Annotated in this window: 13 protein-coding genes and 1 pseudogene; 10 read left to right on the top strand and 4 right to left on the bottom strand. The window is 36.0% G+C overall.

The window, feature by feature from the left end; all coding sequences use genetic code 11:
• Nucleotide 1: 1 nt before the first annotated feature.
• From ACFWDE_RS03230 to ACFWDE_RS03205, 6 genes are all read left to right on the top strand, one after another.
• A complete protein-coding gene (locus tag ACFWDE_RS03230; protein ID WP_002204392.1) occupies nt 2–199 on the top strand; it encodes a DUF3311 domain-containing protein in 198 nt (65 codons plus the stop codon).
• Nucleotides 196–1668, top strand: coding sequence for a sodium:solute symporter family protein (locus ACFWDE_RS03225; protein WP_002204391.1), 1473 nt, complete (start codon nt 196–198; stop codon nt 1666–1668). The genes ACFWDE_RS03230 and ACFWDE_RS03225 overlap by 4 nt, the downstream gene beginning before the upstream one ends.
• A 102-nt stretch (nt 1669–1770) precedes the next feature.
• Complete coding sequence (gene gerLA, locus ACFWDE_RS03220) at nt 1771–3249, top strand: spore germination protein GerLA (RefSeq protein WP_377889994.1); 1479 nt, start codon at nt 1771–1773, stop codon at nt 3247–3249.
• A complete protein-coding gene (locus tag ACFWDE_RS03215) occupies nt 3250–4371 on the top strand; it encodes an endospore germination permease (RefSeq protein ID WP_002204387.1) in 1122 nt (373 codons plus the stop codon).
• Complete coding sequence (locus ACFWDE_RS03210) at nt 4355–5521, top strand: Ger(x)C family spore germination protein (protein WP_002204386.1); 1167 nt, start codon at nt 4355–4357, stop codon at nt 5519–5521. Before ACFWDE_RS03215 ends, ACFWDE_RS03210 begins: the two co-directional genes overlap by 17 nt.
• Before the next feature lie 11 nt (nt 5522–5532).
• Nucleotides 5533–5670, top strand: a complete 138-nt coding sequence (locus tag ACFWDE_RS03205) for a hypothetical protein (RefSeq protein ID WP_000493991.1) — start codon at nt 5533–5535, stop codon at nt 5668–5670.
• A gap of 60 nt (nt 5671–5730) precedes the next feature.
• Here the strand turns inward: ACFWDE_RS03205 and ACFWDE_RS03200 are convergent, their stop codons facing one another.
• Genes ACFWDE_RS03200 through ACFWDE_RS03190 form a run of 3 tightly spaced genes read right to left on the bottom strand, consistent with a single transcriptional unit; the run spans nt 5731 to nt 8085 of the window.
• Nucleotides 5731–7131, bottom strand: coding sequence for a nucleoside recognition domain-containing protein (locus ACFWDE_RS03200; RefSeq protein WP_377889991.1), 1401 nt, complete (start codon nt 7129–7131; stop codon nt 5731–5733).
• On the bottom strand, nt 7109–7831 hold the full coding sequence (locus ACFWDE_RS03195; protein WP_377889989.1) for a FeoB small GTPase domain-containing protein: 723 nt from the start codon (nt 7829–7831) through the stop codon (nt 7109–7111). Before ACFWDE_RS03195 ends, ACFWDE_RS03200 begins: the two co-directional genes overlap by 23 nt.
• On the bottom strand, nt 7828–8085 hold the full coding sequence (locus ACFWDE_RS03190) for a FeoA family protein (RefSeq protein ID WP_002090873.1): 258 nt from the start codon (nt 8083–8085) through the stop codon (nt 7828–7830). The genes ACFWDE_RS03195 and ACFWDE_RS03190 overlap by 4 nt, the downstream gene beginning before the upstream one ends.
• Before the next feature lie 509 nt (nt 8086–8594).
• Here ACFWDE_RS03190 and ACFWDE_RS03185 point away from each other — a divergent pair.
• The 4 genes and pseudogenes from ACFWDE_RS03185 (at nt 8595) to ACFWDE_RS03170 (ending at nt 12045) form a co-directional block, all read left to right on the top strand.
• Nucleotides 8595–9494 carry a phosphate ABC transporter substrate-binding protein PstS family protein gene (locus tag ACFWDE_RS03185; RefSeq protein ID WP_002114243.1) on the top strand — a complete coding sequence of 300 codons (900 nt, stop codon included), beginning with the start codon at nt 8595–8597 and terminating at the stop codon, nt 9492–9494.
• Between the two features lie 71 nt (nt 9495–9565).
• The gene (gene pstC / locus ACFWDE_RS03180) at nt 9566–10456 is read left to right on the top strand and encodes a phosphate ABC transporter permease subunit PstC (RefSeq protein WP_002090872.1); all 891 of its coding nucleotides are present in this window, start codon (nt 9566–9568) and stop codon (nt 10454–10456) included.
• A gap of 2 nt (nt 10457–10458) precedes the next feature.
• Nucleotides 10459–11379: a phosphate ABC transporter permease PstA gene (gene pstA / locus ACFWDE_RS03175; RefSeq protein ID WP_377889986.1), complete on the top strand. Its 921-nt coding sequence runs from the start codon at nt 10459–10461 to the stop codon at nt 11377–11379.
• Between the two features lie 137 nt (nt 11380–11516).
• Nucleotides 11517–12045 (top strand): annotated as a pseudogene (locus ACFWDE_RS03170) (P-loop nucleotide/nucleoside kinase family protein).
• A gap of 43 nt (nt 12046–12088) precedes the next feature.
• Here the strand turns inward: ACFWDE_RS03170 and ACFWDE_RS03165 are convergent.
• A complete protein-coding gene (locus ACFWDE_RS03165; RefSeq protein ID WP_377889984.1) occupies nt 12089–15133 on the bottom strand; it encodes an efflux RND transporter permease subunit in 3045 nt (1014 codons plus the stop codon).
• Nucleotides 15134–15862 lie beyond the last annotated feature (729 nt).

Genomic DNA, 15862 nt, shown 5'->3' with positions numbered 1-15862 from the left:
GATGAAGAAAATACACGTGCTAGCACTTATTCCAGTTCTTTGTTTAGTGATTGGACCAGTATTTGCAAATTCGGTCACTCCCTACGTATTGGGGATGCCATTTTTATTATTTTGGGTACTATTATCAGTGCTTATTACGTCTCTTTGTATGGGTCTTGTGTACTTATTAGATCCGGCTAATAAGGAGGAAATAGGATGATAGCATTACTTATCATTATTTCATTTTTATTTCTAGCACTATTTTTAGGGATTCGTGCACAACATGGAAAAGATATGAATTTAGAACAATGGTCAGTTGGGGGAAGAGGATTTGGAACTATTTTTGTTTTTCTCCTTATGGCAGGGGAAATTTATACGACGTTCACATTTTTAGGAGGAAGTGGCTGGGCGTATAGTAAAGGAGCTCCTACATTTTATATTTTAGGGTATGGTGCATTAGCTTATATTTTATCGTATTTCTTATTACCTCCAATTTGGAAGTATGCAAAAGAACATAACCTCGTTTCACAATCAGATTTCTTTGCGAAGAAATACAGGAGTAAGACGCTTGGGATAATTGTTTCAATTATTGGTGTTATTTCGATTATCCCGTATCTTGTTTTACAGTTAAAGGGATTAGGAATTATCGTTTCGGAAGCTTCCTATGGAAGAGTGACACCTGTTATTGCGGTATGGATTGGTGCTATTGTTATAACTATATATGTAATGGTTTCGGGTATACATGGTTCGGCTTGGACGGCTGCTTTGAAGGATGTTATGATCCTATTCATCGTTATGTTTTTAGGTATATATTTACCGTATCATTATTATGGAGGATTTCAGCCGATGTTCGAAGCTGTAGAAGCTGCGAAACCAGGGTTTTTATCTTTACCTGAAGAAGGAATGAGTATTTCTTGGTTTGTTTCTACTATTATATTAACGGCCCTCGGTTTCTACATGTGGCCTCATACATTTGCCTCTGCTTTCTCTGCAAAAAATGAAAAAGTATTTCGTAAAAATGCGGCAATCATGCCACTGTATTCTTTAGTTTTGCTTTTCGTATTCTTTGCAGGGTTTGCTGCTATCCTGCAAGTTCCAGGATTAAAGGGAGCAGATGTAGATCTTTCATTATTCCGTCTTGCTTTACAAACTTTTGATCCTTGGTTTATCGGAATTATTGGTAGTGCTGGGGTATTAACGGCATTAGTTCCAGCATCTATGCTTGTTATGGCCGCTTCTACATTGTTAGCGAAAAATATTTACCGTACGATGGTCCCATCTGCTTCAGATAGACAAGTTGCTAAAGCTGCAAAATTATTTGTGCCTGTAGTAACGCTCGTAGCAGTATTGTTTACATTTAAAGGAGGAGAAACGATAGGGGCTCTTCTTTTAATGGGGTACAGTATAGTTACGCAACTTTTCCCTGCACTTGTATGTAGTTTGTTTCCACGGCAGATTATTACGAAGCAAGGTGCGATTGCGGGGATGGGGATTGGGTTGTTAATTGTCGCATATATTACCTTATCTGGTTCAACTATAGCTACGATGTTTCCGAGTTTTCCGCAATATATAAAAGATTTAAATGTAGGTATAGTCGCATTGTTAATGAATATGATTGTGATGTTTATCGTTAGTGGATTCACGAAAAGTGTATCTATAAAGACAGACAATATAATAGTAGAAAAGTAACCCGCGTGTTAGAGCTATCTTCGAAAAGAGATAGCTCTTTTTTTGTATATATTTTCTTCTATTAGCGGAATCTAACTAAAAACTTGTTGAAAAGGAAGTTAGGTGGGGAAATTGTTAGAGCTAAAAGGTAACTTGTTTGAAGTTATGAAGGAAATTAGAGATGAGTTAGGTTCACCTAATGATTTAACAATTAGAGAAGTTGCTCTTGCTGGTAGCATTACACGTTGTGCGGTTGTTTTTTTATGTGGATTGACAGATAAGGATAATGTTTATAAATATGTAGTTCGTACACTTCAGTATGAAGAAATACCAAATGAAGCAGCTGTGGTTCAGACATTATTGGATCGTTTTATTTCTATTGCAGAAGTCGGTATGAAGACAACTTTTCCAGATATTATAAATGCGGTTTTAGCAGGAGACACAGTTATATTAATTGATAATATTCAAACCGCTATTGTTATTAATAGTAGGGCTTGGGAGAAAAGAAGTCTAGAACCGCCAGTGACAGAAGATTTAATACGTGGGCCGAGAGTTGGATTAAATGAAGATATTAATGTGAATAAAATGTTAATTCGCCGTGGTTTACGTGATCCGAAGTTACGGTTTCAATCTTATATTATGGGGAAGCGATCGCAGAAAGAAGTAACCCTAGTATATATAGAGGATATTATTAACCCTTACATCGTAAAAGAGCTAGATCGGCGTCTTCAATCAATAGTGACAGATGTCATTTTTGAGACAGGAACGATTGAGCAATTAATTCAAGATAATAATTTATCGCCCTTTCCACAATTTTTGAATACAGAAAGGCCTGATAATATAGTGGCTGCATTGGTGAAAGGAAAGGTGGCCATTTTAGTGGACGGATCACCGTTTGCTCTTATAGCTCCACTAGTATTTGTTGATATTTTTCAATCTGTAGAAGATCATTATGAGCGCTGGTTAATCGGGACGTTATTAAGGATTTTGCGAATGTGGTCGGGTATAATTGCGGTTTTAATGCCAGCAATGTATGTAGCGCTCGTCTCATATCACCAAGGACTTATTCCCTCTAAATTAGCCTATTCAATTGCAGGTGCAAGGGAAGGTGTCCCGTTTCCGGCTTATATTGAAACGTTAATGATGGCATTAACGATGGAATTAATAAGAGAAGCTGGGATTAGGCTTCCGAAACCGATGGGGCAAACGATTGGCATCGTAGGTGGTCTTGTAATTGGAGAAGCGGCAGTAAATGCGGGGATTGTAAATCCGTTTTTAGTAATTATTATTGCGGTTACCGCAATTGCTACATTTTCACTTCCTGTATATAGCATTACGATTACATTTCGAATTTTACTTTTCGTCTTCGTGTTAGCTGCAACTGCTTTTGGGTTGTACGGAATCATTTTAGCTCTTATTGCACTTGCGGTTCATATTACAAATTTAAAGAGTGTTGGAGTTCCGTATACAACGCCTATTGCTCCTGCTTTTTATAAAGATTGGGAAGAAGAATTGGTTCGCCTACCAAAATCAATGTTAAAAGAGAGACCAGAATATTTACAAACGAAAGACTCTACACTACGTCCAAAGGAGCGAGAGTAATTGAAGCCATTTGAATATGGGGATGAAGAAATTGGATCTCGGGAACTTGGCTTTGCGGTATCGTCGACGATTATTGGGATAGGTGCATTATCTATGCCGCGAGATATCGCTATGCAAACTTTATTTTCAGATGGTTGGATTATTTTGCTTTTGGGTGGATTGATATGTGCGGCTTTAGGTTGGTTTGTAACGAGGGTAGCTATTTTATTCCCAAAACAAAACTTTGTTCAATATACGAGTGAGCACTTGACGAAGCCTGTTTCATACACGATTAGTATCATTTTAGTGTTAACATTCGTTGCTTTGACAGCATATGAGGCCCGGAAAATTTCAATTATTTCACAAACCTATTTATTTAGTGATACACCAATACAATTGTTATCCTTCTTTTTTTTGTTAGTTGTTGTTTATGGGATTGCTGGATCTAGGGCTGCTTTATTAAGGTTAAATGTTTTATTTTTACCAATCGTTTTAATTGCGATCGTGCTTCTTTCTTTATTGAATGTGAACTTAATGGAAATAGATAATTTACTACCTGCTTTTCAAACGGACGTAAGTCGATATGCTGTTGGAGTTAAAAATTCTATTTTTACGTTTATTGGATTTGAGGTAGCGCTATTTTATGCAGTGATGTTAAACGAGACAGCAAAAAAGGCGCCGATGGCAGTTGCAAAAGCTGTGATGGTAAACGTATTGTCTTACATTTTAATTTATTTAACTTGTATTAGTGTTTTTACATATATGACAACCCGGGGATTAACATATCCAACGATTGAATTGGGGAAGGAGATTGAAATTGGTGGGGGGTTTTTAGAAAGATTCGATGCGATCTTTTTTACTACTTGGATTATTACTATTTATAACACCACAGCAATGTATTATGATGTTGCATCTCTATTGTTTTGTGCTATGTTTCCGAAAGTTAAGAAACATATTTTTATTTTCGTAAGTGCTCCTATGATTTTTATGCTGAATATGATCCCTGGTAATTTAGATACTTTATCAAATTACGGAACGTATTTAGCTTGGATAGATATGGGCTTTGTTGTGTTAGCGCCTTTGTTAGTTTTTATTGTATATAAAATAAAAAGAAGGAATGGTAGAAATGAAACACCTTCTTAAAATTATAATGCTTATGGTTTTAGCTGGATCTATAAGTGGGTGCTCTGAGCTAGAAGAAATAGAAGAAAGAGGATTTGTAGTAGGTGCAGCCTATGATATTGTGAAAAAAAAGAAATCGAATCCAATTATGAAAGGGACGTATCAGATGGTACTTCCCAGTAAGCTAGCACAGCAAGGTGGACAAGGTGGTGGAGATAGCGAAAATTATATTAATGTTAGTGCGAAAGCAGATAGTGTCTTTGAGCAAATACGAATTATCGCTAAAAAAATTAGTCGCTCATTATTCTTTCCGCATATACAAGTGATAATTTTTTCTAAAGATTTATTAGCGAATCCATATGTTTTACAAAATACGTTAGATGTATATATTCGTGATCATGAGATGAGACGAAATATTCGTTTGTTCGTTTCTCAGAAAGATGCAGAAGCTATTTTGAAGCAGAGTGCTAAGCCTGAAAATTTACCGGCGCAGTATATTGATATGTTAGCTGAACATCCTCCGAAAAATGCCCAAATGATTGAGGCTGCAAGAATTGGTGAGGTGCAGCAAAAAATGATTGCTAACCGAAGTTTCGTATTACCTATTCTTGAACTAACAAAACAAGGGGTGCAAATGAACGGGGCGGCGTTATTTCGTGGGAAGGATAATAAGTGTGTAGGTAGTTTGAATGGAGAGGAAACATTAGGGATGAATTATGTAATAGGTAAGAAAATTGGAGGGTTCTTTACCATTCGCAAAAAAGACCAGCTTATTACATATGAAATTCATAAGATGCATCGGAAGATTAAAGTATCTACGGAAAATGCCACAAAACCGAAGTTTGATATTTATTTATCTTTGGAAGGGACCTTAGCAGAGTTGCATTTTAGTGATCATAAACAAATTATGAATGAAAATCGATTGAAGAAAAACATCGCGGAGGAAATGGAGAAGCGTATCCAAAAATCGATTAAGCTTGTTCAAAAAAAATATAAGGTAGATGTATTAGCATTAGGGGAAGTATATAAGCGGCATAATTATAAAGAATGGAAGAAGATAGATAAGAATTGGGATCAAGGTGAAAATTATTTTAGTAATGCTGAGGTTATTGTTCATGTTCATCCGACAATTGAACATTCAGGATCAGCTTTACCGAAGAGAGTGAAATAAGGTGATGAAAGTTGTTTACTGGATTAGGAATTAGTTGCACGATATTAATGGCGGTTCTTCCGGGAGCTATATACTTCATTCATAAAAAACTGACAACGTATGGAGCGCAGCCATGGAATACTGATGTACAAAAAAAGAAACCTGAATAATTTCAGGTTTCTTTCGCGCAAAGCATATGTGAAGGGGATACCTTCTATGTATGCTTTGCTTTATACAAGCCCTAACCAATGTACCAATTGTGTAGAGAGGAATGTAACAACAATGGCAATAACAGTAGGGATTGCAAACGATAAAAATGTCCATTTTGCACTTTTTGTTTCTTTATATATGTTAACCAGTGTTGTTCCACATGGGAAATGAAGAAGTGAGAACAACATTGTGTTTAACGCCGTTAACCAAGTCCAACCGTGTTCTAAGAATAGATTTTTAATTTGATTAAAATCATCTATTTCAGTTAAAGCACCAGTTGATAAGTAAGACATTAATAAAATCGGAATAACAATTTCATTAGCTGGTAGTCCAAGAATAAAAGCCGCTAGAATAAATCCGTCAAGTCCTAACATTTTAGCAAATGGATCTAAGAAGTTCACAAAATGCATAAGTAAGCTCGTGTCACCGACGAAAATATTAGCAAGTATCCAAGTTAATACAGCGGCAGGTGCAGCTACAATTACAGCTCGTTTTAAAACATATATTGATTTATCGAGCGTTGAACGCACAATTGTATTCCAAATTTTTGGTTTACGGTATGGTGGTAACTCTAACGTATAGTGAGTTGGAACGCCTTTTAGAGCAGTTTTTGATAAAACCCAAGAAACAGTTAAAGTTACAATAACGCCAATTACAACCATTCCAACGACAACGCCGGCAGTAACAAGTGTTTGCATGCTGCCTGTATATCCAGCAGCCATAAATAATGAAGCCATTAAGATTAATGTAGGCCAGCGTCCATTACATGGGACGAAGTTGTTTGTTAAAATGGCGAGCATACGCTCACGTGGTGATTCGATAATACGTGTTGACATAATAGCGGCAGCGTTACATCCAAACCCCATTGCCATAGTTAAAGATTGTTTCCCATGCGCACCAGAGCGTTTAAATAAACGATCCATGTTAAACGCAACGCGTGGTAAATATCCATAGTTTTCTAATAGGGCAAACATAGGGAAGAAGATTGCCATAGGTGGTAACATAACGCTAATAACGGCTCCGGTACCACGGAATAAACCAAGTATTAAAACGCCATGTAGCCATTCTGGTGCATGTATTGTTTGGAACCAAGATGTTAAATATCCTTCGACCCAGCCAAAAAATTCAGCAATCATCTCGGATGGCACGTTAGCACCGGCGATTGTAAGATAAAAAATAATAGATAAAATACCGAGCATAATTGGAAATCCCCAAATAGGAGAAGTGAAAATCTTATCTAATCTTTCTGAACGATATAATTTATCAGTATTCGTATATTGGACAGCTTCTTTACATATACTTGCGGAGGTTCGATAAATATCTCCGACAATATCATCTCGTATGTCCTCTTTTGAAAGTGTTTGTGCATGTTGAACAATATAGTCCAGCGGAAGATCCTTACTGGCTGAGTGAGATTCCATTTATTACGACCTCCCTTACAAGTGGTTCGTTATGATGTTTTTGAAGTGCAGTTAAGAAATTCTTATCTCCATCTAAAATACGTAACGCAATCCAACGTGCTGGATACGTATTGCCGAACACTTTATAAATTTGTGGTTCTAATTCTTGAATCATATTTTCAATTTTTTCATTATAAGTAATTTTAATTGGTGTTGGAATGAGTTTTTTAGTTGCTACTTTAGCAATGACGCTTAGTAAATGTCCGATACCAACTCGGTTTCGGGCTGAAATTTTAACTACCGGTACACCGAGTGATTTTGCTAATTTCTTTTCGTCAATAATGATTCCTTTTTTCTCCGCTTCATCAATTAAGTTAATACAAATGACCACATCGTTTGTCATTTCCATCACTTGGAGTGCTAAATTTAAATTTCTTTCCATTGCAGTTGCGTCTATAACAACTACAGTTACTTCTGGTTTTTCAAATATAATATAATCTCGTGCGACTTCTTCATCTGCCGAATTTGAATACAGTGAGTAAGTTCCAGGTAAATCTATTATTGTATATATATTTCCGCTATGCTTATATTCCCCTTCAGCCTTTAAAACAGTTTTCCCCGTCCAGTTTCCAGTATGTTGTTTTAAGCCTGTTAAAGTATTAAATAATGTACTTTTCCCGGTATTCGGGTTACCAGCTAACGCGATGCGATGGTTACTCATCTGAAATCATCTCCTATTAATACCCCGAAAATAAGGGAGCTTTCTTCACTACGCAGTGCAATAGTTGTGTTGCTTACTTGATAAGCGACTGGGTCTCCAAGTGGGCTGCGTTGTAATACTTTAATTGTCGCTCCAGGAAAAAAGCCTAAATCTAATAAACGTCGTTTCATAGTTCCTTCTAATTGTATCTTCTCAATTTGTACAAATTCTCCTGTTCTAAATTCGGAAAGGGGTTTAGTATTAGCCGATACCATAAAAGTTACCTCATCTCTATATTTTTAGTTTTAGTTTAAAAAGTTTCCTTAGGTAAACTTTTTGATACTAATATAGTAGACTACATTGAATGATGCTGTCAATTAGTACTTTAAAAATATTCAATTATTTTTAGAATTGTTCCAATTTATTGAGTTGTACCGAAAAATATTACTGGAATTCTTCTTAATGTAAATAAAGTAAGAGTGTAAAGTTTTAAAAATATAGTGGATTTGTAAATATAGTTTTAACTTAAAGGGCAAAATAAAGAAAAATATTTACATTGGATTTACATTGTTAAGAATAAATTTACAATACTGCGTGTTTAGTGTGGGTTTTGTTGGCTTTTTCAACTGTAAATGTTGGAATGTCTAGCTTTTATGGGATGTTATCTCTATTTACTTAAACTTAAAAATTGCTTAACACTCACATAATATTGTTGTCCTACAATGAATTTGTGTTCGAAAGAAGATGAATTCGAAAAGTGATAATCCAAATGGGGGTACAAGACATGATTATGAAAAAGGGTATTAAATTTTCTTTAGCGGCTTTAGTTGTTGCAGGTGCATTAGTTGGATGTGGAAAAGCAGAAAGTACGGATAATAAGGAAGCTGCTAAAGGTAGCGATGCAAAACAAGAATTATCAGGTACGATTGCAGCGGCTGGCTCTACAGCTCTTCAACCTCTTGCGGAGGAAGCTGGAAAGAAATTCATGGAGAAAAATTCAAAAGTTTCTATTCAAGTTCAAGGTGGCGGTAGTGGAACTGGGATTAACCAAGTAGCATCTGGTGCAGTACAAATTGGTAATTCGGATGTTCCGGCTTCAGATAAAATAAAAGATGCTGAAAAAGCGAAAGAATTAGTAGATAACAAGGTAGCGGGTATCGCATTCGCGCTTGTCGTAAATAAAGATGTAAAAGTTGATAACTTAACAGCAAAACAAGTACAAGATATCTTCACTGGAAAAGTGACGAACTGGAAAGAGTTAGGCGGAAAAGATGAGAAAATCAATGTAATTAATCGTCCAGCTTCATCTGGTACACGTGCTACATTTGAAAAAACAGTTATGAAAGAAGCTAAAATTAATGATGGAACTGGTACAACACAAGATTCTAACGGTGCAGTAGAGCAAGCAATTAACTCTACTCCAGGTTCAATCAGCTATTTAGCAATGTCTTACATGGTTGGCGATAAAAAAGGTGCATTGCAAACTGTGAAAATTGATGGTGCTGAACCGAAAGTTGAAAACATCTCTGCTGGTAAATATCCATTCTGGTCTTACGAGTACATGGTAACTAAAGGTGAGGCAAAAGAAGCGACAAAAGCTTACATTGACTATGTAAAAGGTAAAGATTTCGAAAAACAAGTAGAAGATATGGGTTACATCCCAATGTCTAAATTAAATAAGTAATAAAATTTTATGGGGCTGGCTGCAAGGCCAGTCCTGTTCATTTCAATCTATGAAGTGGGGTCTGTCCTGTGATGAAGGGGAAAAAACAAATTAATTACGTAAAGAGTGAATATATAGGTAGATCACTTGTTACGTTTTGCGGTATCTTTATTGTTTTTATTACATTAGCTATTATTGCGTTTATTTGCGGCAAAGGAATTCAATCTTTCACGCAAAGTGGTATCTCATTTTCTGAGGTGTTAACTTCGACCAAATGGAATCCAAATGCTGATCAAGGTACGTATGGTGCTGTAATCTTTATTGTCGGTTCGACGCTTGTGTCGTTAGGTGCTGTTGTCATTAGTGCACCAATTGCTATAGCTCTTGCTATATTCATGAATTTAATTTCGCCGAAGTTTGGGAATAAAGTATTAAAGCCTGTTTTAGAATTATTAGTTGGTATTCCATCAGTTGTATACGGATTATTAGGGGTTACGATCTTGGTTCCTCTATTACGGGATTCGTTTGGTGGAGTGGGCTTTAGTTTAATTGCGGGTATTATTGTCCTGAGTATTATGATTTTACCTACTATTGCTAGTATTGCCTCTGATGCAATACGCTCTGTTCCGTTTGATTACTTGGAAGCTTCTTACGGTCTAGGATCGACGAAATGGCAAGCGATTAGCCGAGTTATTGTTCCTGCTGCAAAACAAGGGATTTTAACAGGTATAGTTTTAGGGTTAGCGCGTGCTTTTGGTGAAGCGTTAGCGGTTCAAATGGTAATCGGGAACACGATTAAATTACCGGAAGGAATATATAGTCCAACAGCAACGTTAACTGGTATTCTGACAATGGATATGACGAATACATTGAACGGAACAGCTTGGAACAATGCGCTATGGACGTTAGCAATGATTTTACTTGTTATTTCATTCCTGTTTATTTTAGTAATTCGAGCGATTGGTCAAAGAGGTGAGCGATAATAATGAATGCAAGAACGGTAAATAAAGTTTGGACAGGTATCTTTTATGCGGTTGCAGCTTTAGTTGTAGCTTTACTTGCTTTTTTAATGTACGAAATTCTACAAAAAGGATGGGGATTTTGGGATCCTAGTTTCTTATTCGGAGAGCCGAGTAATACAAGAGCTGGTGGTGGGATTGGTCCACAGTTATTCAATTCTTTCTACATGCTTGTTATAACGCTTATTATATCTATTCCTCTTGGATTAGGTGCTGGAATATATTTAGCGGAGTATGCAAAACAAGGTCGTTTTTTAAGTTTTGTTCGTTTATGTATTGAAACAATGGCGTCTTTACCTTCTATTGTTGTTGGACTATTTGGCTTATTAGTATTTGTTACAATGACAGGCTGGGGATATACAGTAATGGGTGGAGCTCTTGCTTTAACTATTTTGAATTTGCCTGGTTTAACACGTGTTTGTGAAAATGCGATTTCTGAAGTTCCTCATAATGTAAAAGAGGCGAGTCTTGGACTAGGTGCAACGAAATGGCAAACAATTGCCCGTATCATTATTCCGTCGTCGTTACCACAAATCATTACAGGTATTATTTTAGCGGCAGGCCGTATATTCGGTGAAGCTGCGGCGTTAATTTATACAGCGGGTTTAACATCACCTATTTTAAATTCAGCAGCGGACTTCTCGAGCCCCTCGCATCCTTTAAATCCATTTAGACCAGCTGAAACGTTAGCTGTTCACATTTGGAAATTAAACTCTGAAGGCATTATCCCGGATGCGAAGTTAATTGCAACGAAATCTGCAGCTGTATTAATTATTATGGTATTACTCTTTAATATCATTTCTCGTTTCGTAGCATCTGTATTACACAAACGTTTTACAGGAACGAAAAAAAGTCGTAAAACGACGAAGAAGGTAAAAGCGGCATAAATGGCAAAGGAGAACTCTCTATTTATTAAGTAGGGAGTTCTTTTTGTATTTTAATATAGAAGGAATGGACGTAACGATTGTAGAATCTGTAATTAATTATATAGATGAATAGGTGCGAATGAGGGAGCGGTGTTAATTTGTTTTTTCTGCAAATGTCAGGTTTTCCTGGATCGGGAAAATCAACAGTTTCTAAGTATATAGGGAAGTTAACAGGTGCTGTAATTGTAGATCATGGCGTTTTGAAATCAGTATTGTTAAAATCATTAGAAATGAAAGGGATTGAACCAAAGACTGTTGGTGGGGTATCGTACGATGTCGAATGGGCACTGATTGATTCTTATTTAGAACAAGGGCATAGTGTTATATTGGATAGTCCGTGTTTATATGAAGGTATGGTTGAAAAAGGTATCAAACTGTCTAATAAACATGATGTAACATATAAATATATTGAATGAATGTTACCTTAATGATATGGAAGAGCTTAATAATAGGCTGCAAACACGTAAGCGCATGAGCAGTCAAATAGGGAAAGTGGAGTCGGAAATAGTCTTTAAAAAATGGTTAGATGGTAGTAAAAGACCTTCAAATAACGAATATCTTATTGTAGACTCTGCTCAACCTCTAGAACAATATGCGAAAAAAATGATGGATTATATGAGTAGGTAGAGAAAAGGCGTTATCTTCAATTATGAAGATAACGCCTTTTAGTTTAAATATCAGGTGTTTCTGTAGAAGTACTTATTTTTCTGCGGGAGCGTCTTTTTCTCCCGATTTTATCTAATAGTTCATACATAACGGGAACGACTACTAATGTAAGAACGGTTGAGACTGCCAAACCACCGATTACAACGACGGCCAGACTTTTGGATACCATACTTCCTGCTTGAGATTGACTGAATAGGAGTGGTAGCATAGCGACGATTGTTGTTATAGCTGTCATAATAATTGGACGTAATCTAGTAGATCCGGCTTCTAGTAAGGCTTCTCTTGTTTCCATACCGTTTTCTCGATTTTGTTGCACTCTTTCTATTAATACAATAGCATTTGTAACGACAATCCCGATTAACATTAATGCGCCGATTAATGAATTTACGTCAACAGGTGTTCTTGAAATGATTAATCCTAAAATACCGCCGACAGCAGCTAATGGTAAAGAGAATAAAATCGCGAAAGGAGCACGTGCTTGCCCGAAGGTGATAACCATAATTAAATATACAATCCCAATTGCAATACCCATAATTTTGAATAAATCTGTGAAGTTCTCTTGCATAGACTCGGTAGCACCTGCGATATTTACTTTTGCTCCGTTAGGTAAATCTAAGTCGACTATAGCCTTGTTTACTTCTGTGCTTACTTTACTTAAATCTTCACTTGAAGCTTCTGCAGTAATTTGTATCGTTTCTTTCCCGTCTTTATGGAAGATTTCTGTTTGAAGTTGCTTTTCTGAAATAGTTGCAAGGTCTTTTAAAGGAATTGGTCCGTTAATAGGTGAGAGTATGTTTGTATTTAAAATATCTTCTTGTTTGTTAATGGATGCTTTTTTATGTTCTATCATAATAGTTGTTTTTTCATTGTTGATTGAGATTTCCCCAATAGGAGATTTCTTCATAAGGAATGATACTTGTTTTGCTACTAATTCTGGTGTTAAACCGAGTTGTTCCGCTTTTGTTTGATCGATATGAATTTGCCATTCTATTTTAGAGTCTTCTATATTTGTTTTTACTTTAGAGAGAGCGTCCATACTTTTTAGTTTTGTTTCGACGATGTTAGCGGCCTTTTTTAAATTTGTTTCGTTAGTAGCGGTTACGTTAAATTGTAAGTTGTTGCCGCCTCCGGAGTCAGAGTAACTAGTTTTTATATAATCAAGTTCAGCTGGTTCAAAAGCATTTTGCTCTTTTTTTAATTCTTTAATATATTGGTCGATATCAGATCCTTTTTTAAAGACTACAAATATAGTTGCAAGATTGTTTTTAGTTGTCTGTCCCCATTGAGCATCTTCTGCGCTAGATCCCATTCGCAAAATAACATCTGTTACATCAGAATTAGAGAGTAGTTTCTTTTCAAAATCAAAGGCTTTTTGTTTTTTAGCTTCAGAATCATAATCGGTTGGAAATGTCATGTTAACGGATAGCATTGTATCGTCCTCAGACTTTATGTTCGCTTTCGGTAGTAATATGTAGGCTGCAATGGATCCTGCAAACAATAAAAAAGAAGTGAGTAGAATGATAAACTTATGAGAAAGAGCCCACTTTAATGTAGCGACATATCGCGGTGAAGAATGAGAATTGCGACGTTTTGTTTTTTTGAGTAGTAAAAAAGCCATAAGTGGAACAACTGTTAACGCAACGATTAAAGAAGAAAGGATAGAATATACAACTGCTAATACCATAGGTAACATTAGTTTTCCAATTACTCCCGATACGAGACCGATAGGTAAAAAAACGGCGACTGTTGTTAAAGTAGAAGAGGTAATTGCGACTGCGACCTCTTTCGTTGCTTCAAGAATAATATTTTTAGAGAAGGTTTCTTTTTGTAAACGACGGAAAATGTTCTCGATGACAACGATACTATCATCGACGAGACGACCCACAGCAACGGCTAAGCCACCAAGAGTTAGAATGTTAAGTGTGATGTTGGATTGATGGAGTAAAAATAGTGTTAATAAAATAGATAGCGGAATACTAACGACAGCGATGAGTGTTGTTCGGAAGCTGCGTAAAAAGATTAAGATAATGAGAGTTGCAGCAATTGCCCCAAGGATTACTTCTTTGCCCATACTAGTAACAGCATTTTCAACTTGCTCATGAGTTGAAGCTAGAAGTTTAATAGAAAACTGATCTTTATATTGCTTGCTTATATCTTTAATCTTTTTATCAATCTCTTTTCCAATTGCAACCGCGTTTTTACTCGGCTCTTTCATGATGATTAATCCTGTTCCTTCTTCTCCGTTTATGTGCGAGATTGTATCATGATGTTGTTTTAGTTCAATTTGAGCGACATCTTGTAACTTTACTTGAGGTGTAACGGTAATATTTTTAATGTCATTTACATTTTTTATATCTCCGATGACACGAAGGTTGTATTCTTCCTTATTAACAGTAATTGCTCCGGCTGGAGTGGAAGTTTCTTTTCCTTGTAAAACAGCTAATACTTGCTCTGATGTTACGTTTTTATCTTTTAGTTGGTTAGGGTCAAGTACGATGGATAATTCGGAAGTTGATTTTCCGAAAAACATAACATTGGCAACACCGTCAATACTTTCGAGTTGTGGTACGATTTCTTTCTCGATTTGTTTTTCGTCAGCTTTTGAAAATCCGTTCTGCTTCTGGATGGTAATTTGAGCGAGTGGAATCATAGAAGTATTTAATTGGCTAACTACAGGCTTAGTTACATCTTTAGGTAATTTAATTGTATTAATTGTTTTTTCGACTTCGCGTGCCGCGTCTTTCATATTTGCCTTGGATGTATATGCAATGTCGATGCGTGATAATCCCTCGTTTGTGGAAGAAGTGATGCCATCGATATGTTCTAAATTGCGAAATTGTTTTTCAAGGGGATCAGTTACGTCCTTGGCCATCGTTTCAGCATCGAGCCCTTGAGATAATGTCGTGACAGTTATTGCGGGGCTATCGATGCTTGGTAAAAATTCCATAGGTAATTTAGAGCCGGAATAAACGCCAAGTATGGAAATGAGAAAAACCATGATAATAATAGCGGCTCGGTTTTTTAATGAAAATTTTGTTAACCTATCCATAAGATAATTCCTCCATTAGTTTATTTATAGTTTTGTGGGCACTTTCTTACTATATAACAAAAATTGGATATCTTTCATTAATTAAATGTAAAAAAATTCTAACAATAATCTTAAGTTAATATTTCGAGGGGAAGTTCGTTATTTCTGGAAGTAAAGTTCCTGATTGGCGAGAAAAAGCATTAATTAAAGTTTTGCTTTAGTATAGTGGTCTCGTTTTTTGTTACTCTACATTTAAATGGTTATTTGTCCTTCTTAAGTAGAACTGTGGTAATTGTAAAATTTAAAAAGGAGAGGACTAAAGGTTAGGAACTTATTGTGAAATATCGCCTGGTTGATGATAGTGTATAGTAATTTGTATACAATCAAAATGAATGTTTTCAGTAGAAAGGATAATGGTTCTTTCTATAGAAGAAAGTTAGGATAGATAACTTTTTGTGTTTTTTTATAAAAAACACTTGTTATTTAAAAACCATGATGGTATATTAATAAACGTCGCTGATGCGGAAACGCAGAAAACGACAAAAAAGAAATTAAAAAACATAGTTGACATCGAAAAATGAAGATGTTAACATGATGAAGTCGCTTCTGAAGCGGCGGACAAGTTCTTTGAAAACTGAACGAAACAAACAACGTGAACGTCAATTTTTATTTTTAGATGCTAGACAAACTAACTTTATTGGAGAGTTTGATCCTGGCTCAGGATGAACGCTGGCGGCGTGCCTAATACAT

The sequence above is a fragment of the Bacillus sp. NPDC060175 genome, from assembly GCF_042728695.1.
Classification (GTDB): domain Bacteria; phylum Bacillota; class Bacilli; order Bacillales; family Bacillaceae_G; genus Bacillus_A.
This window is presented reverse-complemented; position numbering and strand designations above follow the sequence as displayed.